Consider the following 17,469-nt stretch of genomic DNA (forward strand, 5'->3'; position numbering starts at 1 on the left):
ACTTACCGGAATTCCATGACCTGCGGGCGGAAGGATCGTTATCGCCATGATGAACGAGGCGCGCTTCTGCTGTGCGGTCTCGTGGCCGCCCGGCGTCCTCGCGGTCGCCACAGCGAGGGAAGCCGTCGCTCTCGAGATGACGCCTTGAACAACCCGGACCGAACGGCGGCATCGTTTAGTTCGGCGAACGCATCGCGGCACGCCCCCGCTCATCTGGTGATCATGGTTGAGCGATGACGCCACGCAGGCGCCGCAGGGCGGGCAAAGGCGCGCCAACAACGATGGTGTCGTGCACGATCTCGCACGAGCCGTGCCCACCGCCCGCCCCACTGGCGCCAATGGTGGCACGCGTCGCCTTCGGCGTCGCTTTGCCGTCCCATGGCAGCGTCACGTGCGGCGGAGTCGGGGTGCACGGCGCGACGGACTCCGTCAGCGTCATCAAGCTGATTTGGCCCCGTCCAGACCTTCTGAAGAAAATAATCTTGTTGCTATTTTTCCGAATACGTGTTTGTGTATCGCCATCCTGGACCCGCCGAGAGGGGCGCTTCGCGATCGTCACGAGACGTGGGGTCTGGGGATGCGGTGGCCGCAGGCGTGCTGCAGCGGGCTCACAGGCTCGCCGACGAACGGCAGGTTTGCGGACGTGAAGACGCGTGGTCCTGGCGCCCCGATGCTGGCGCCAAGTCGTCGGGCGATGATCCCGAGGGCGACGGTGGCTAAAGAGCCGGACACCGGGGAGATCGCGACATAAGCGTGAAAACCATCGCGCGGGGAATGCCGGGATGTCTCGGCTGAACCTGTGGTTCCTGCCGCCTGCATTTTTTTCGCAGGCGGGCCATGGGTGCGGCCAGCGCCCGGCATTCCCCGCGCCCTCTCATTCTCGAGGGCGGAACGACCGGCACAACTCGGACGCCATCGCGCCGCGGGACCGCAGCCCATCGCCCGAACGAAAGGCGCGAGGCCGGAACAAACCGCAAACAGATTTGAAGTTTTGGGGAGAGAGGGATGGTGCGCTCGGAGGGACTCGAACCCCCACGGTGTTACCCACTGCCACCTCAAGGCAGCGCGTCTACCAATTCCGCCACGAGCGCGAAGAAGAAGCCGGAGCCAGAGGAAGGGCGGCACCGGATCAGTGGCGCCCGTGTATCAAATCGATGTCGGGGGGACAAGGCCCGCCCTGCCCTAAAATACCGGATTGTGGACGGTTTTGGCTTGGCCGGGGCGCGCTATCGCGACGTCGGCGTCGGCGAGCGCGGCAGCATCTGCTTGACCTCGACCGCGATGCGGTTGCGGTCGACCAGCACCACCCCATTTGCGATCGGCAGATTGTTGGCGAGCACCTTGACGTCGTCGGCCTCGGTGGCGTCCAGCTCGATGATGGCGCCGCGGGACAGGCGCAGAACCTGGTGGATGGGCATGGAGCAGGTGCCGAGAACGACCATCAGGTCGACTGTCACTTTATCGAGGGTTGACACTGCAGGACCACCGAAGTCACGACTGGATTTTCGTTGCCCAGACATCACCATGTTGTGGTTAGCCAATGGTTAACAGCCGCGAAACGCTCGACCTGACCACCTTTGCTGGCCCCCCCGGCAACGCCGTGGCGTGGCGCATCTCCGATTCGCTGATCGACTACGCCCAGGCCACCGAGTTCATGGAGGCGCGGGCGGCCGCGATCGCCGCCCACGAGGCCGCGGAGATGGTCTGGCTGCTCGAGCACCCGCCGGTCTACACCTCCGGTACGTCGGGCAAGGCCGAAGACCTGCGCGATCCGCGCTTTCCGCTGGTGCCGACCGGGCGCGGCGGCCAGGTCACCTATCATGGGCCCGGCCAGCGGGTGGCCTATGTCATGCTCGACCTCAAGCGGCGCCGGCCGGATGTGCGAGCCTATGTCGCGGCGCTCGAGGAGACCATCATCCGCACCCTCGATGCCTTCAACGTGCGCGGCGAGCGACGCGAGGATCGCGTCGGCGTCTGGGTCAAACGGCCCGACAAGGGCGAGGGCCACGAGGACAAGATCGCCGCGATCGGCGTGCGGCTGAAGCGCTGGGTCACCTTTCACGGCATCGCCATCAATGTCGAGCCGGACCTGTCGCACTTTCAGGCCATCGTGCCCTGCGGCGTGACCGATCCGCGTTACGGCGTCACCAGCCTGGTCGATCTCGGCCTGCCGGTGACGCTCGCCGATGTCGACATCGCGTTCCGGCAGGCGTTCGAGAGCGTCTTCGGCGCCGTCAGCGTCGCGCAGCCGGAGACGGCATGAGCTCACGCGGCGCCCTGCTGCGGCGGCACGTCGAGCTTCGCCGCGACATAGCGGCGCTCCTGGCTCAAGCCACCGAAGCCGTAGGCATCCGCCTTGACCTCGTCGACATGAAGGTAGGTCTCGTGATGCAGCGGGCCGATCAGCTCGGCCATGCGCGCGAACACCGCGGCCAGATAGGCGGCCTTCTCGTCCTTGGTGTTGGTGCCCTCGCTGACGTGAACGTCGATCCAGTAGCTGGCAAGCCCCTGCTCCGCCAGCGAGGCGCCGCCGGCGAACCAGTCCGCGGCATCCGCTTCCGAGACGATGACGGCGGTGACCTTGGGATCCTTGCGCAGGATCCGCGCCGTCAATTCGGTGACGGCGTCCGCGATGGCCTTTTTCAGCGACGGCGAGCGGCGCTGGCTGGCATAGACGATGTTGATCAACGGCATGTTTGGCTCCCGGTATCCAGCGCGTGACTGCGCCTCGACAGCAAAGCTAGCCGCGCGCCTGTCATTTTGGTATCTTATCGGGATGGATATCAATGATAACGATCGCATATGACAGCCACGCTCGACATCGCGACCGTCCGCGCCTTTCTGCTGGTGAGCGAGCTGCACAGCTTCACCCGGGCGGCCGAGACGCTCGGCACCACGCAGGCCGCGGTCAGCCTGAAGTTGCAGCGCCTGGAAGCGCTGCTCGGAAAGCGGCTGGTCGAGCGTTCGCCGCGCGCGGTCCGGCTCACCGCCGACGGCGCGGCCTTCGCCGAGAACGCCCGCGCGCTGGTTGCCGCACATGACCTCGCGCTGACCGGCGCTCCTCGTGCCCGGCCGCTGTTGTCGCTGGGGATCAGCGATCACGTCGCCGGCCCCGAGCTGGTGCCGATGCTCGAGCAGTTGCATGCTGCCATGGCGGACCTCGTCCTGTCGGTCAGCATCGGCTTCTCGCGCGACCTGCTCGACCGCTACGATGCCGGCAAGCTCGACGCCGTGATCGTCCGCCAGGAGGCGAGCCGCCGCGGTGACGAGGCGTTGATCACGGACGAGTTCGGCTGGTTCGCAGCTCCCAGATTTCGTCTGCCGGCGGCCGGCACGCTGCCGCTCGCCACGCTCGCGCCGCCCTGTGGCGTGCGCAGCATCGCGGTCCGCGCGCTCGAGCGCGCCCGAATCAGCTTCAGCGAGACGTTCGTCGGCGGCGGAGTGACGGCCGTTACGGCCGCCGCGCGGGCCGGTCTTGCGATTGCGCCGCTGGCCCGCCGGATCGCACCCAGCGGACTGATCGATGTCGGAACGGATCTCGGCCTGCCCAAGCTCGGCCGCTCCAAGGTGATGCTGCATGCGAAGGCGGGCGATGCGGCCAAGCGCGCGGCCTTGCGCACACTGGCCGCAGCATTCCGAAGCGCCGCGATCTCGAAGTAATTGACGCCCGCGGAGCCTGATGTAGCATGGATTAATAATCGGAGTTCAGGAGCAGCGGCTTGAACCGTCTCTTGACCGCAGCTGACCTCGTCAGCGCCCCAGCAAAGCCGAGCCCGGCCTCGACCGGCGCGACCGGCCTCGAACCATTGCATCGCCACGCGCTGATCCGAACCTCGAACGCCGACGTGCTGCGCGACCTCGCGGGGCGCCGGCTCGGCGCCGAGCGCGTCGACTTCAGGAACGCCGAGCGCTTCGAGGCGATCGTCAACCTGATCGAGCTCGAGACCATCGGCCTCGCGTTCGGCACCACGACCTGCGACATGGTCTGCGACCATCGCGCCGCCGATTTCATGAGAGTGCAGATCGCCCTGAAGGGACGCGCGGTCAGTTGCGCCCGCGGCGAGGCGACCGACGTCAATGAGCATCAGTTCGCGGTCGCGCCGGCCGGCGTGCTATGGCAGATGGCGTGCCAGGGTGGCCATCGACGACTGACTCTGCGGCTCGATCCGCAGGCGCTGCGACGGCGCCTGACGGCGCTGGTCGGCGTGCAGCCGCGCGCCGACTTTACGATCGACCCTGCCGTTCCGGCCGCCGATCCGCAGGCCCGCAACCTGATGCGGCTGCTGGATTTCCTGACGACCCAGCTCAACGAGCAGGATGCGGCGTTCCCCGCCGCGGTCTATCGCGAGCTGGAGGATGCGGTGCATGTCGCCTTCCTCTGCGCCAGCCGTCATCGTTTCCGCGACACGCTCCTGGATCCCTCCCCGATGCCGGACTTCGGCCTGGTCAAGCGGCTCGAGGACTATATCGAGGCGAACTGGCGCGAGCCGATCACGATCGAGCGCCTGGCGCGCGAAGCCGGCGTCAGCGCCCGCTCGATCTTCCGTCTGTTCGAGCGCGTGCGCGGCTATTCGCCCATGGCCTTTGCCAAATCGGTGCGCCTGCGGCGCGCCCGCGAGATGCTGCGCTCCGGCGATCCCGACGTCACGGTGGCAGCGGCCGCTGCCGCCTGCAAATTTGCCAATGCCGGGCACTTCGCCCGCTACTACCGCGCCACGTTCGGCGAGCTGCCATCGGCGACGATGGCACGCGCCGAGCAATCGTGACGCTTTTTTCGACCGCTCACAGGATGGCTTCGAGCGCGCTACGCAGGCTCTGATGCCGGAACACGAAGCCGCTCGACAGCGCCTTGTTCGGCACCACGCGCTGGCCGCCGAGCAAAAGCTCCTCGGCGAAGTCGCCGCCGATCCGGCGCAGCAGGCCGGCGGGGACGCGCAGCAGCGCCGGACGCCGCAGGCAGCGCGCGAGTTCGGCGGTGAAGGCGAGATTGCGCACCGGCAGCGGCGCCGTCGCATTGACCGGCCCGGTGATGGCGTCGGTCGCGATCACATGCGCGATCAGCCGAACGAGATCGTCGCGCTCGATCCAGGACATCCATTGCAGACCGGAGCCGAATGGCCCGCCGAGGCCGAATTCGAACGGCGTCAGCATCCGCGCCAGGAAGCCACCGTCGCGGCCGACCACGAGCCCGATCCTCAGCAGTGCGACGCGGACGCCGTGCGCTTCGGCACCGCGAGCCGCTTGCTCCCAGGCGTCGCAGAGGTCATGGCTAAAGCAGGCATGCGAATTGGCGGATTCGGTCAGCGGCTGGTCCTGCCACAGGCCGTACCAGCCGATCGCCGAACCGTTGACCAAGACCTTCGGCTTACGGTCGAGCCGCGCAATCAGGGATAAGACGGCTTCCGTCGTAGCCAGCCGGGACTGCAGGATCGTCGCGCGCCTGGCCGCGGTCCACGGCGCATTGCCGATCGGTTCACCGGCAAGATTGACGATCGCGTCGACACGGGTGTCGGACGCGAGCTGATCGAGATTGGTGATCAAGGTCAGCGGCGCCGGTAACATGGCGGCCTTGGCCGGGTCGCGGACCAGGGCGACGACGTGATGGCCGGCCGCGGTGAGACCGGCCGTCAGCCGCGCGCCGATGAAGCCGGTCGCGCCGGTGATGAGGATGGTCTGCGCCGGCGGCAGCGCCGCGACCAGCACGGCCGCATCCGGCTGCGACATTCGCGCAAGGCGCCGTGCCGCGGTGAAGTCGCGCAGGCCGCACAGGGCAGCGCCAACCGCGGCGGCAGCCGCAATCCAGCTCAGCAGGCCGGCAAAGGCCGGCACGATCGCCGAGGGCTGCATCGCCCAGCCGATCAGCAGCGGCACCAGCAGCATGAGGATCGCGCCGTAGTTGATGGCGAGCAGCGTGTGATTCACGCGTTCGCTCGGCGGCAGCTTGCGCGTCAGATCCTCCTCGACGAAATCGGTCAAGGTGATGCCGATCTCGGCCACGAGCACCGCGAGCACGAGGATTGCGAACAATCCATGCACCTCGCACCAGCCGATGACGGCGAACAGCAGCGCATAGAGCATATTGCGGACGCCGTGCAGCTTGAGCTCGCCCTGCTGTGACGGGCGCCAGGCCAGGCGCTCGGTGAACTCATGGTGATAGACGGTGTCGAACACGCCCATCACGATCTGAAGCGCAATCAGGGACCAGAGCAGCGGCGTCATGGTGCGGACTCCCGGAACATTGCGCTCTGGCGGATGATGCGCCCGAAGCGCGGATGGATGATCTCGAGCGAGAAGCGAAAGACGCCGCTGCCGAGATCGGAATGGGTGACGGTGAGGTCGCCGGGCGTGAGCCATGCCGGCAGCGCCCAGCGCCGGCCCGCGAAGTCGAACGTGTAGCCGGCGCTATGGAAATGAAGCGCGCCATCGGCGACGCCGACGCGCAGGCTCATGCTAAGGCCCCAGCCGAGATATTCCTCGAGCCCCGTCGGACCGGCGAAGCGCTTGGCGGAATGGATCACCTGCGGGAAGCCATGCGGGCGTCCGCAGATGCGCGTCCAGATCTGGCCGCCTCTCGCCGCGTCCTCCGTCACCGCGACGATCATCGGCACACCGATGTCTGCGTGCGTCGGCAGCGGCCCGCCGATCAGCCGCGCCAGATGCGCGAACCAGAAGCCGGCACGACTGATCTCGGCCTGATCGACCTCGCCGACATAGACGACGGTCGCGCCGTCGGCGAGTTTCTTGGAGAAGCGGCGCCAGATCGATACCGGCAGCCGTCCCCAATCCTCGGCGGACAACAGCGCACGAAACCTGTGATCGTCATGAAGCCGGGCGTTGGAGGGCGTTGAAAGTCCGAGATGTCCCATGGTCACCATGACGCCCTCCGCTCATCTACGACCTTGATCTTCCCGACGGCAGCAGATTTGCGATCTTCTCGCCGAGCTTGATCAGCGCGACGAGACGCGGCCGCGGCACCTTCAGCATCTGCACGTACCAGCGGTCGACCAGCTCAGTGAACGCCAGCATGTCTTTCAGCCGCCTGGCTGCGACCGTGCTGATCGCGGGATCGCCGGTCGCTTCCGCGACGCAGGCGCGCAACGCAGCGATCGCGGGATCGATCTCGCGCTCCTTGCGGCCGGCCGCGATCCGCTGTGCGACCTCCCAGATGTCGGTCTCGGCCTCGAAATGATCGCGGCGGTCGCCGAGGATCGGCACGCGGCGGATCAAGCCCCAGGCGAGCAGCTCCTTCAGCGAGTTCGAGACATTGGAGCGAGCCATGCCGAGCGTGTCGGCGATGTCCTCCGCCGTCATCGGCTTCTCGGCGAGGTACAGCAGCCCGTGAATCTGGCTCACCGAGCGGTTCACGCCCCACCGGTCGCCCATGTCGCCCCAGTTGAGGATGAAACGCTCGACGGCGGGCGGAAGTTTTCGATGACCTGTAATTTCTGTCATGACAGAAATATCTGACGTGCGAGGATGAATGTCAAGAGACCCGCTCTTGAACCGGGCTGGGGGCTGGCCCGACGGATGTTACGGCGCACATTTTGCGCCTGCCGACCCGCCCGGTTCCCCGCCTGCCCCCTCTGCAACAGGAGCAAGCCATGACGGCATCCGACAAGGCGTTCACTGGATCGATCCCACAGATCTACGATCAACTGATGGTCCCCTTGATCTTCGTGCCCTATGCGCTGGACCTCGCGCGGCGCATCGCGGCGTACCTGCCGCGCGACGTGCTGGAGACGGCGGCGGGCACCGGCGTGGTTACGCGGGCCCTGCATGCTCAACTGCCGCCGGAGGTCCGGATCACCGCCACCGACCTCAACGAGCCGATGCTCGCGCAGGCGAAGACCCATCTCGCCGCTGCGGACCGCATCGCATTTCATCAAGCCGATGCGCTGGCCCTGCCCTTTGCCGACGCGAGCTTCGATGCCGTCGCATGTCAGTTCGGCGCGATGTTCTTCCCCGATCGCGTCAAGGGCTATGCGGAGGCCCGCCGCGTGCTCAGGCCCGGCGGACGTTTCGTCTTCAACGTCTGGGATCGGATCGAGGAGAATGAAATCCCTCACGTCGTTCACGAGACGTTGCAGCAGGTCTTCCCCGAAAGCCCGCCGCAGTTCTTCACCCGGACTCCGCACGGCTATTTCGATGCCGGGCGGATCGAGGCCGATCTGACCGCAGCGGGCTTCACCGACATCGCGATCGAGACGGTGACGCATCGCAGCCGCGCGGCGTCGCCTCAGGACCCGGCCACGGCATTTTGCCAGGGCACACCGATGCGCGGCGAGATCGAAGCACGCGGCACGCCCGGCCTCGCCGCCGTGACGCAGGCGACCGCGGACGCGCTGGCGCGCCGGTTCGGCAACGGACCGATCGAGGGCCGCATCCAGGCGCTGGTGATCTCGGCGGGGTGAGCGGCGGGCTCGCGCGCCGTGTCGTTAGAGCGTCGGCAACACGGAGAACGCCTCGCCCGGCCGGCGCGGTTTGAGCTGATCGGCCGTCGCCGGGTTTTCCATCACGGCATCGACATGCGCTGCTGGCGGTCCCTCGCGGCAGGCTGCCAACACGGCGGCAACGTCGTCCGAGGGACCCGCGAACAACGCCTCGACACTGCCATCGGTGCGGTTGCGGACCCAGCCTTCGAGGCCGTTCAGGATGGCCTGGTCCTCGACCCAGGCACGATAACCCACTCCCTGGACGCGGCCGCGCACCAAGACGTGGACGATGGCGCGATCGATCATGATCCGAGCCCCAGAAAATCGCGCAGGCGCTTCTTCACATCCGCCTCGCGCATCACGCGTGCCGTCAGCTCCGCCGACGGCAGCCCCTTGAGCTGCTTCGGCGAGGCGCCGTCGCGGAGCGCCTTCAGCGTCTCATACACCGCCTGCGTCGCCGCGGCGATCGGCGCATGGCCCTGTAGCGCGACGCGGACACGGCGCGAGGCGAGATAGCCGAGATCGGACATCTCCTCCGGCGCGCCGCCGAGCACGATCGGCAGCGTCGTCGCCGCCGCGACCGCATCGAGTTGGTCGCGCGCGGTAATGCCGGTGAAGAACAGGCCGTCGACGCCGCAGGCCTCATACGCCCTGGCTCGCGCGATCGCGTCGTCGAGCGAGGTGATGGAAACGGCGCCCGTCCGTCCCAGGATGGCCAGCGCGGGATCGTCGCGGCGATCGAGCGCGGCCTTCACCTTGCCGACCCCTTCGGCAAGCGAGATCAGTTGCGGCTTCGCTTCGCCGAAAGCCTGCGGCAGCAGGGTATCCTCGATGGTGAGACCCGCGGCACCGGCCGCTTCCAGTTCCTGCACCGTGCGGCGCACGTTCATCGCGTTGCCGTAGCCATGATCGGCATCGACCAGCACCGGCAGCGCGGCAGCGCGCGACATTCGCCGCATCTGCTCGGCCAACTCCGTCAGCGTGATCAGCGCGATGTCGGGGTCGCCGAGCACGGCGAGCGAAGCAGCCGAGCCGCCGAACATGCCGAGCTCGAAGCCGAGGTCCTCGGCGATCCGGATCGAAATCGCGTCGTATACCGATCCCGGATGGATGCAGCGATCGCCGGCGAGGATCGCACGGAGCGCCTCTCGACGTGCACGGAAAGTCATCCTCGCCTCCTCTCTCCCGTCATTGCGAGGAGCCAACGGGTCCGCACAAAGCGCGGCCCGATGACAGGCTCCGCGACCAGGCAATCCGGAGTCGTCTCCCGAGCCCCGGATTGCTTCCGCCTTCGCCTACAGGCTTCGGCGGACAAAGTCGCTTCGTTCGCAACGACGTCGACTTCTGAGCTTACGCAAACTCCAGGATCAGCGCGTCCACCGCGAGCGTAGCGCCGGCTGTCGCGTGGATCTTCTTCACCGTACCGTCCTGCTCGGCGCGCAGCACGTTTTGCATCTTCATGGCTTCGACCACGGCGAGCGTCTCGCCGGCCTTGACCTCCTGCCCTTCGGTCACGGCGATCGAGACCACGAGGCCGGGCATCGGGCACAGGAGCTTCTTGCCGCTATCACCTGCGGTGACGACCGGCATCAGCCGCGCCGCGGTCGCCTCGGCTTCCGTGTAGACGTAGACCGGCGCTTCGACGCCCTGATGCGCGAGCCGCACACCGTTCGCAATGAGGCGCGTCTGAACTGCGATGGCCGCGCCATCGATGGTGCCGTGCCAGACCGCATCGCCCGGTTTCCAGTCCGACACCAACTGATGCGCCGGACCGACCTTGCCGTCGGCCCCGACGAAGCGGACTGTGATCGCGCCGTTCTCCCTGGTGATGTCGAGCAGGATCTCGTCACGCCCGAGCCACACCGCGCGGCGGCCCTGGCGCTTCACCGGCCGGCCGATCATCTGCTGCGAGATCTGCCGCTTGCGCTCGCCGAGCACGTGGTCGATCGCAGCACCCACCGCCGCCAGCCGGCGCGCGATCTCGCCTTCCGGCGCACGCGCGGCAAAGCCCTTGGGAAACTCCTCGGCGATGAAGCCGGTCGACAGCCGGCCCTCGCGCCAGCGCGGATGGTTCATCAGCGCCGACAGGAACGGGATGTTGTGGCGGATGCCATCGACATAGAACGCATCGAGCGCGGTCGACTGCGCCTCGATCGCGGCAGCCCGCGACTCCGCATGGGTGACGAGCTTGGCGATCATCGGATCGTAGTAGATCGAGATCTCGCCGCCCTCCTGCACGCCGGTGTCGTTGCGCACGGTGATGCCGTCAGCCTTGCTCTCGGCCGGCGGGCGATACTTCACGAGGCGGCCGATCGACGGCAGGAAGCTGCGGAACGGATCTTCCGCATAGACGCGCGATTCCACCGCCCAGCCGGTCAGCGTCACGTCCTTCTGCGCAAGCGAAAGCTTCTCGCCGGCGGCGACGCGGATCATCTGCTCGACGAGATCGATACCGGTGACGAGCTCGGTCACGGGATGCTCGACCTGCAGGCGGGTGTTCATCTCGAGGAAGTAGAAGCTCTTGTCCTGGCCGGCGACGAACTCGACGGTGCCGGCGGAGTCGTAGTTCACGGCCTTGGCAAGCGCGACCGCCTGCTCGCCCATCTTGCGCCGCGTCTCCTCATCGAGCAGCGGCGACGGCGCCTCCTCGATGACCTTCTGGTTGCGGCGCTGGATCGAGCATTCGCGCTCGCCGAGATAGATCACGTTGCCATGCTTGTCGCCGAGCACCTGGATCTCGATGTGGCGGGGATCGACGATGAACTTCTCGATGAAGACGCGATCGTCGCCGAACGAAGCCTTGGCCTCGGCCTTGGCGAGATTGAAACCCTCGGCGACCTCGGCAGTCGAACGCGCGATGCGCATGCCCTTGCCGCCGCCGCCGGCGGAGGCCTTGATCATCACGGGGTAGCCGATCTCGTCGGCGATGCGCACGGCGTGCTTGTCGTCCTCGATGACGCCGAGGAAGCCGGGCACGGTCGAGACCTTGGCCTTGGCGGCCGCCTTCTTGGATTCGATCTTGTCGCCCATGGCGGCTATGGCGCCGGGATTGGGGCCGATGAAGACGATGCCGGCCTCGGCCAATGCCCGCGGGAAAGCCTCGCGCTCGGACAGGAAGCCGTAGCCCGGATGCACCGCCTCGGCGCCGGTCTTGCGGCAGGCCTCGACGATGCGGTCGATCAGGAGATAGCTCTCGGCGGCGGCGGGCGGGCCGATCAGCACGGCGTCATCGGCCATCTCGACATGAAGCGCATCGCGGTCGGCTTCCGAATAGACCGCAACGGTTCGGATTCCCATGCGGCGGGCGGTCTTGATGACCCGGCAGGCGATCTCGCCGCGGTTCGCGATCAGAATGGTTTTGAACATTTCTTGCTTGATACCTTTGGGCGGGCTCCCCGCTCGTGGCACAGGCGTAACACCGCGAGCTTGACCGGTTCGTCTATACCAAAATCGCCCGCGCGCAACCCGCCTCTCGTTCCGCCCCTGCCGTCCGGCGAGGCATGCCAGCCGTGTCCCCTGCCGTCAGCCGGAATAGCTGTGGAAACGTCCGCGGGCATAGGCGTGCGACACCGCCTTCATCAGCTCGCCGACCTCGGTCTCGAGGAAATCGTTCGCAACGATCAGGGCACGAATGGCCGCCCGCGGATCGCCTTCGCAGGCAGCGATGGCCTCGTCCACGGCGGCCTCCAGCGCGAGGTCTTCGCTGTCCGCGGCTTGAGCATTGGTCTTGGATTGCGATCTGGGCTGCATGCGCGATGACGGTCCTCGCTCCGGTCACGCCTTCATGTTCACTTTATGTTCTCAGGAGTCAAGGCGGATCACGCCGCCCCGATCTCTTCCTGCTGCGGCTCGGCCTGTGGCTTTTCGGGAGCCAGAGCGACAGACTCTTGCTGTGCACCCTGCCGCACCAGGCGGTGGATGAAGCCCAGCTTGCCGATGACCGGCGGCGTCAGGATGAAAGGATAGAGATCCCGCGCGCCCATCGCTCGCGCGACGCTGTTCATCGCAAAGGTGAACGGCAGCCAAGCGTTGACGATGGTGTCGAAGTCCTCCGCGACGTACGGATCGAAGGTGACGCGCGCCGTCAGCCCGCCGATCTGGTCGGCGGGCGGATCGATCTCGATACCGAACTCGGAGGCCATCTCCAGCGTATCGACGATGTGGAGGTAGTGCGCCCAGGTCTCGGCAAAATCCTCCCACGGATGTGTGGTGGCGTAGGCCGAAACGAAATTGTCCTGCCAGTCCACCGGCGGCCCCTGATCGTAATGCCGCCTCAGCGCCGCGCCGTAGTCCTGGGTATCGTCGCCGAACATGGCCCGGCATTCCTCGAGCCTGCCGGCATCGCGCACCAGCACGTCCCAGAAGTAGTGCCCGACCTCGTGGCGAAAATGACCGAGCAAGGTCCGGTACGGCTCGCCCATTTCGAGCCGGCGCCGCTCGCGCTCGAAATCGTCGGCCTCGGCCAGAGCGATGGTGATGAGGCCGTTGTCGTGGCCGGTCAGGACCTTCTGCTGACCGGCGGGGTCATCGGCAAGGAAGTTGAAGATCAACCCGTGCCCGGGATCCTCGATCCGTGTCTTCACAGGGAGTTTCCAGCGGATCAGCGAATAGAACAGCCGGTGCTTGGCCACCTCCAGCTCTCGCCATCCGGCGAGTTGCGCGGGATCAGACAGATTGGGAATCGTACCGTTGTGCCGGCAGGCGCGGCAGAAGCCCGAAGTCTCGCCGATCTCGAGCAGCCAGTTGCAGGCGTCGTGCTCGGCATTGGCGCAGAAGAAGCGCCCCGTCCCGTGGTCGGCGAGCGTCCGAAAGCCCTCCTCCGCCGGCTCGATCGCCGACAGGATCTGGCGCTCCGGCATGAAGGCGAGCCGGTGGCCGCAGCGCCCGCAGCTGCGATTCTCGAAATACAGGATGTTCTTGCAGGCCTGACAGACGAAGAGCTTCACAGCGTGGACCTTCGTGTTGCGGTGTTCAGGGCCTGACGACGCACGACAGTAACAGTCCGTTCCGGGAGCACGGAACTTTTTATCTGCCCTCACGTTCACGTCATGCCGGCGTTTGCCCGCCATAATCTCTGGTCAGTTTGCTTTCCTTGGTCCCAATGTCGCCACGCTTCCGAACACCCGCGATGGAATGCTCGGGCGACTGCTCGCCACATCAGTGCAGGTCAGCATGAACAGCGCGGATGCGCCCAGAGACGAAGTGAGGCCGGAGGCTGCCGCCGATGCGCTGCGCCAGCATATCGAGGAGATTGCGCGCGATCGCGATGAGGCCTATCGCGCGCTGCAGGAACGCGAGGCGGAGCTCGCGCGCATCCAGCGGATCGCCCGGGTCGGCGGCGTCGAGGTCGACCTGCGCGAAGGCTACCGCAACCGCCGCTCCCCCGAATACCTGATCATTCACGGCCTGCCGCCGGAGGCTGTCCACGAGACTCACGAAGACTGGGTCAGACGCGTGCATCCCGACGACCGCGTCAAGGCCGAGCAGGACTTCATTGCTGCAGTCAAGAGTAAGCAGGAGGACTACACCACCGAATACCGCATCATCCGTCCCAGCGACGGCGAGATCCGCTGGGTCCGCGTCATCGCCCGCATCGAGCGTGACTGGAACGGCCGCGCGATCCGTCTGGTCGGCGCGCATATCGATGTCACCGACCAGATGCTGGCGCAAGCCAAGCTGCGCGAGAGCGAGGAACGCTTCCGGCTGATCGCCGACAGCGCGCCGGTGCCGATCTGGGTGACGAAGCTCGACCGCACCCGCTCCTTCGTCAATCGCGCCTATATCGATTTCCTCGGCATGCCGCCTGACGAGGCGCTGGCCTTCGACTGGCGCAAGGTGCTGCATCCCGAGGACCTTCCGCGTATCCTCGAGCAGCAGCAGTCGGGAGAGCGCTCGCTGAAGCCGTTCTTCCTCGAGGCACGCTACCGGCGCGCCGACGGGGAATGGCGCTGGCTGCGATCGGAATCGCAGCCGCGCTGGGATGCGAACGGCAAACATGTCGGTTTCATCGGCGTCGCTCACGACGTCACGGCCGCCAAGCAGGCCGAGATCGAGCTGCGCCGCATCAACGAGACCCTCGAAGAGCGGATCAGGGAGCGCACCGCCCAGCTCGAGGCCAATGAAGCGCGCATGCGCGCGATCTTCGACACCAGCAATCAGTATCAGGCCATCCTCGACGTCGAGGGCCGCGTGATGCATGCCAACCGCATCGCGGTCGCCGGCATGCGCGCCGGTGAAGTGAACGTCATCGGCCAGCCGCTCTGGGATGCGCCCTGGTTCACCCATACGCCGGGCGTGACCGAGATGCTGCGCAAGGCGTTCGCCCGCGTGCTCGCCGGCGAGAGCTTTCGGACCGAGATGCGGCTCGACTTCGCCAGCGGCCAGCGGCATTTCGAGCTTTCGATGCGGCCGCTGTTCGACCAGCATGATGTCGTGACCGGCGCGGTCGCCGAGGCGATCGACGTGACCGAGCGCATCCAGGGTGAGGAGCTGTTGCGGCAGTCGCAGAAGATGGAGGCGATCGGCCAGCTCACCGGCGGCGTCGCACACGACTTCAACAACCTGCTCACCATCATCCGCTCGGCCACCGACTTCCTGCGCCGCCGCGATCTTCCCGAGGAGCGGCGCCGGCGCTATGTCGATGCGATCTCGGAGACGGTGGAGCGCGCCTCGAAGCTGACCGCGCAGCTCCTGGCCTTCGCGCGGCGACAACCCTTGACGCCGCAGGTGTTCAATGTTGGCGAGCAGGTCGAGAGCGTCGTGCAACTGATCCGTCCTCTCGTCGGCAGCCGCATCCAGATCGAGCTCGCGGTCACGGACAGCGGGCTGTTCACCCTCGCCGACGTCGCGCAATTCCAGAACGCGCTCATCAATCTCGCCGTCAATGCGCGCGACGCCATGAACGGTGAAGGACATCTGAAGATCGGCGTGCAGCGGACCGAGAGCATCCCGGCCTTGCGTGGCCAGAGCACCCGGCCCGGTGCCTTCATCGCGATTTCGGTCGCCGACACGGGGGGCGGCATCGCGCCTCAACATCTCAACGCAATCTTCGAACCCTTCTTCACCACCAAGGAGGTCGGCAAGGGCACGGGTCTCGGCCTCAGCCAGGCGTTCGGCTTCGCCAAGCAGTCCGAAGGCGACATCGCGGTCGACAGCCGCATCGGCGACGGCGCGACCTTCACGATCTATCTGCCGCAGGCCACGGCTCCGCAATCCGGCACGGAAGCCGGCTCCGCGCGCATCGAGCCGGCGACCATCGGGCGCGGCTACCGCGTGCTCGTGGTCGAGGACAATGACGAGGTGGGGCAGTTCTCGACCGAGCTGCTCGAGGATCTCGGCTATGTGACGCGCCGCGTCGCCAATGCCGCCGATGCGCTGGCAATCCTGGCGAACGACGAATTCGCGGTCGACCTCGTGTTCTCCGACGTCATCATGCCCGGCATCAACGGCCTGGAGCTTGCCGGCATCATCCGCGACCGCTATCCCGGCCTGCCGGTGGTGCTGACATCCGGCTACAGCCACGTGCTCGCGGAGAATGCCCATCACGGCTTCGAGCTGATCAAGAAGCCCTATTCGGTGGAGTCGCTGTCGCGCATCCTGCGCAAGGCAATGGCCGAAAAGGCGCCGCTGCCGCGCTGAGTAGTGCGCGCTCCGCGCCCCGGAATGCCACGTGGACGGAGTGGGTCACACCGAGGGCCCTGCGGAACCAAATGGCGTACACCGCTGTTGCGATGGATCACGCGCAACGAGGCGGCATGGCGGACTTCGATAGCGGCAAGGACCTGGCCCGCGCCGGCCATGCACTCGACGCCACCAATTTCTTCCTGGCCGATGTGCGTGACGGGCTCGGCCCTTATCTCGCGATCTATCTCCTGACCGAGCAGAAATGGGACGAGGCCTCGATCGGCGTCGTGATGTCGCTCGCGACGATCGCGGGCATCGTCGCGCAGACGCCCGCGGGCGCGCTGGTCGACGCCACCAGGGCAAAACGGCTGGTCATGATATCAGCCGCGATCGTCGTCACGGCCGCTTCGCTGCTGTTACCTCTCATGACCAGCTTCTGGCCGGTCGCGATCTCGCAGAGCATCGCCAATGCCGCCGGCGTGATCTTCGCGCCGGCGATCGCGGCGGTGTCGCTCGGGATCGTCGGCGCCAAAGCCTTCACCGCGCGGGTCGGCCGCAACGAGACCTTCAACCATGCCGGCAACACGGTCGGCGCCGTCATCGCCGGCGCTGCCGCCTACGCGCTCGGACCGTCGGCGGTGTTCTATCTGATGGCGGTGACGTCGGCCGGCAGCCTCATCAGCGTGCTCGCCATCCCCGAGCGCGCCATCGACCATGACGTCGCGCGCGGACTGGCGCATCAGGCGGAGGGCAATCGCCCGAAGCGGGGCGAGCAGCCCTCGGGCCTCAGCATTCTCCTGACCTGCCGTCCGCTGCTGATCTTCGCGGTCTGCGTCGCGCTGTTTCACCTCGCCAACGCCGCCATGCTGCCGCTGGTCGGCCAGAAGCTGGCGCTGCAGGACAAGAATCTCGGCACCAGCCTGATGTCGGCCTGCATCGCCGCGGCCCAGCTCGTGATGGTACCGATGGCGCTGCTGGTCGGCGCCCGCGCCGACCGCTGGGGCCACAAGCGGTTCTTCCTGGCGGCGCTGCTGATCCTGCCGCTGCGCGCGGTGCTCTATACGCTATCGGACGACAAGGCGTGGCTGGTCGGCGTGCAGCTGCTGGACGGCGTCGGCGCCGGCATCTTCGGCGCGATCATGCCGGTGATCGTCGCGGACCTGATGCGCGGCACCGGACGCTTCAACATCGCGCAGGGCGCTGTGATCACAGCGCAGAGCATTGGCGCGGCGCTGTCGACCGCGCTGGCGGGCCTGGTCGTCGTCCATGGCGGCTACAGCGCCGCATTCCTGGTGCTCGGCGCGGCGGCCGCGCTCGCCGTGATCGTATGCTGGCTGCTGCTTCCCGAGACCGGTGGAGCAGAGGCCGCGCACCCGAATGCGGCGCCCTCGCCCGCTATCCCCGCCGAATGATT

The 17,469-nt window shown here is 66.9% G+C and carries 16 protein-coding genes and 1 tRNA gene; 6 read left to right on the plus strand and 11 right to left on the minus strand.

Annotated features, from left to right (window positions below; all coding sequences use genetic code 11):
- Positions 1 to 1,006: 1,006 nt before the first annotated feature.
- Both QW861_RS26085 and QW861_RS26090 read right to left on the minus strand, forming a co-directional pair.
- Positions 1,007 to 1,091, minus strand: a tRNA-Leu gene (locus QW861_RS26085).
- A 135-nt stretch (positions 1,092 to 1,226) separates the two neighbouring features.
- Positions 1,227 to 1,475 (minus strand): FliM/FliN family flagellar motor switch protein, encoded by a 249-nt coding sequence (locus QW861_RS26090; protein ID WP_315717718.1) that lies wholly within the window; start codon positions 1,473 to 1,475, stop codon positions 1,227 to 1,229.
- A gap of 65 nt (positions 1,476 to 1,540) precedes the next feature.
- On the opposite strand from QW861_RS26090, the gene lipB reads away from it, so the two are divergent.
- Entirely contained in the window at positions 1,541 to 2,263 is a 723-nt protein-coding gene (gene lipB / locus QW861_RS26095) for a lipoyl(octanoyl) transferase LipB (protein WP_315754767.1), read from the plus strand.
- A gap of 2 nt (positions 2,264 to 2,265) precedes the next feature.
- Here lipB and QW861_RS26100 read toward each other — a convergent pair whose 3' ends face one another.
- Entirely contained in the window at positions 2,266 to 2,694 is a 429-nt protein-coding gene (locus tag QW861_RS26100; RefSeq protein ID WP_315717716.1) for a 4-oxalocrotonate tautomerase family protein, read from the minus strand.
- Positions 2,695 to 2,802: 108 nt separating this feature from the next.
- Here QW861_RS26100 and QW861_RS26105 point away from each other — a divergent pair, with 108 nt between their 5' ends.
- Positions 2,803 to 3,660, plus strand: a complete 858-nt coding sequence (locus QW861_RS26105) for a LysR family transcriptional regulator (protein ID WP_316193665.1) — start codon at positions 2,803 to 2,805, stop codon at positions 3,658 to 3,660.
- Between the two features lie 59 nt (positions 3,661 to 3,719).
- On the plus strand, positions 3,720 to 4,766 hold the full coding sequence (locus tag QW861_RS26110; protein ID WP_316193666.1) for an AraC family transcriptional regulator: 1,047 nt from the start codon (positions 3,720 to 3,722) through the stop codon (positions 4,764 to 4,766).
- 16 nt (positions 4,767 to 4,782) lie between these two features.
- Here the strand turns inward: QW861_RS26110 and QW861_RS26115 are convergent, their stop codons facing one another.
- The 3 genes from QW861_RS26115 to QW861_RS26125 are packed head-to-tail and all read right to left on the minus strand — an operon-like array spanning position 4,783 to position 7,452.
- On the minus strand, positions 4,783 to 6,219 hold the full coding sequence (locus QW861_RS26115; protein ID WP_316193667.1) for a TIGR01777 family oxidoreductase: 1,437 nt from the start codon (positions 6,217 to 6,219) through the stop codon (positions 4,783 to 4,785).
- Positions 6,216 to 6,875 carry a DUF4166 domain-containing protein gene (locus QW861_RS26120; protein WP_315827875.1) on the minus strand — a complete coding sequence of 220 codons (660 nt, stop codon included), beginning with the start codon at positions 6,873 to 6,875 and terminating at the stop codon, positions 6,216 to 6,218. Before QW861_RS26120 ends, QW861_RS26115 begins: the two co-directional genes overlap by 4 nt.
- Positions 6,876 to 6,891: 16 nt before the next feature.
- On the minus strand, positions 6,892 to 7,452 hold the full coding sequence (locus QW861_RS26125) for a GbsR/MarR family transcriptional regulator (RefSeq protein ID WP_315717711.1): 561 nt from the start codon (positions 7,450 to 7,452) through the stop codon (positions 6,892 to 6,894).
- 149 nt (positions 7,453 to 7,601) lie between these two features.
- Here QW861_RS26125 and QW861_RS26130 point away from each other — a divergent pair, with 149 nt between their 5' ends.
- On the plus strand, positions 7,602 to 8,411 hold the full coding sequence (locus QW861_RS26130; RefSeq protein WP_315717710.1) for a class I SAM-dependent methyltransferase: 810 nt from the start codon (positions 7,602 to 7,604) through the stop codon (positions 8,409 to 8,411).
- Between the two features lie 24 nt (positions 8,412 to 8,435).
- Here QW861_RS26130 and QW861_RS26135 read toward each other — a convergent pair whose 3' ends face one another.
- From QW861_RS26135 to QW861_RS26155, 5 genes are all read right to left on the minus strand, one after another.
- Complete coding sequence (locus QW861_RS26135) at positions 8,436 to 8,738, minus strand: acylphosphatase (protein WP_315717709.1); 303 nt, start codon at positions 8,736 to 8,738, stop codon at positions 8,436 to 8,438.
- Positions 8,735 to 9,601, minus strand: coding sequence for an isocitrate lyase/PEP mutase family protein (locus tag QW861_RS26140; RefSeq protein WP_315754776.1), 867 nt, complete (start codon positions 9,599 to 9,601; stop codon positions 8,735 to 8,737). The genes QW861_RS26135 and QW861_RS26140 overlap by 4 nt, the downstream gene beginning before the upstream one ends.
- A gap of 181 nt (positions 9,602 to 9,782) precedes the next feature.
- Positions 9,783 to 11,798, minus strand: a complete 2,016-nt coding sequence (locus tag QW861_RS26145) for an acetyl/propionyl/methylcrotonyl-CoA carboxylase subunit alpha (protein WP_315717707.1) — start codon at positions 11,796 to 11,798, stop codon at positions 9,783 to 9,785.
- Between the two features lie 156 nt (positions 11,799 to 11,954).
- Positions 11,955 to 12,182 (minus strand): hypothetical protein, encoded by a 228-nt coding sequence (locus QW861_RS26150; protein WP_315754780.1) that lies wholly within the window; start codon positions 12,180 to 12,182, stop codon positions 11,955 to 11,957.
- A gap of 68 nt (positions 12,183 to 12,250) precedes the next feature.
- Positions 12,251 to 13,378, minus strand: a complete 1,128-nt coding sequence (locus QW861_RS26155) for a putative zinc-binding peptidase (RefSeq protein WP_316175952.1) — start codon at positions 13,376 to 13,378, stop codon at positions 12,251 to 12,253.
- 226 nt (positions 13,379 to 13,604) lie between these two features.
- On the opposite strand from QW861_RS26155, the gene QW861_RS26160 reads away from it, so the two are divergent.
- Positions 13,605 to 16,070, plus strand: a complete 2,466-nt coding sequence (locus QW861_RS26160; RefSeq protein WP_316193668.1) for a PAS domain-containing protein — start codon at positions 13,605 to 13,607, stop codon at positions 16,068 to 16,070.
- A gap of 116 nt (positions 16,071 to 16,186) precedes the next feature.
- On the plus strand, positions 16,187 to 17,467 hold the full coding sequence (locus tag QW861_RS26165) for an MFS transporter (protein WP_316193669.1): 1,281 nt from the start codon (positions 16,187 to 16,189) through the stop codon (positions 17,465 to 17,467).
- The last annotated feature ends 2 nt before the right edge of the window (positions 17,468 to 17,469 follow it).

It is taken from the genome of Bradyrhizobium sp. SZCCHNRI1029, assembly GCF_032487555.1.
Classification (GTDB): Bacteria; Pseudomonadota; Alphaproteobacteria; order Rhizobiales; family Xanthobacteraceae; genus Bradyrhizobium.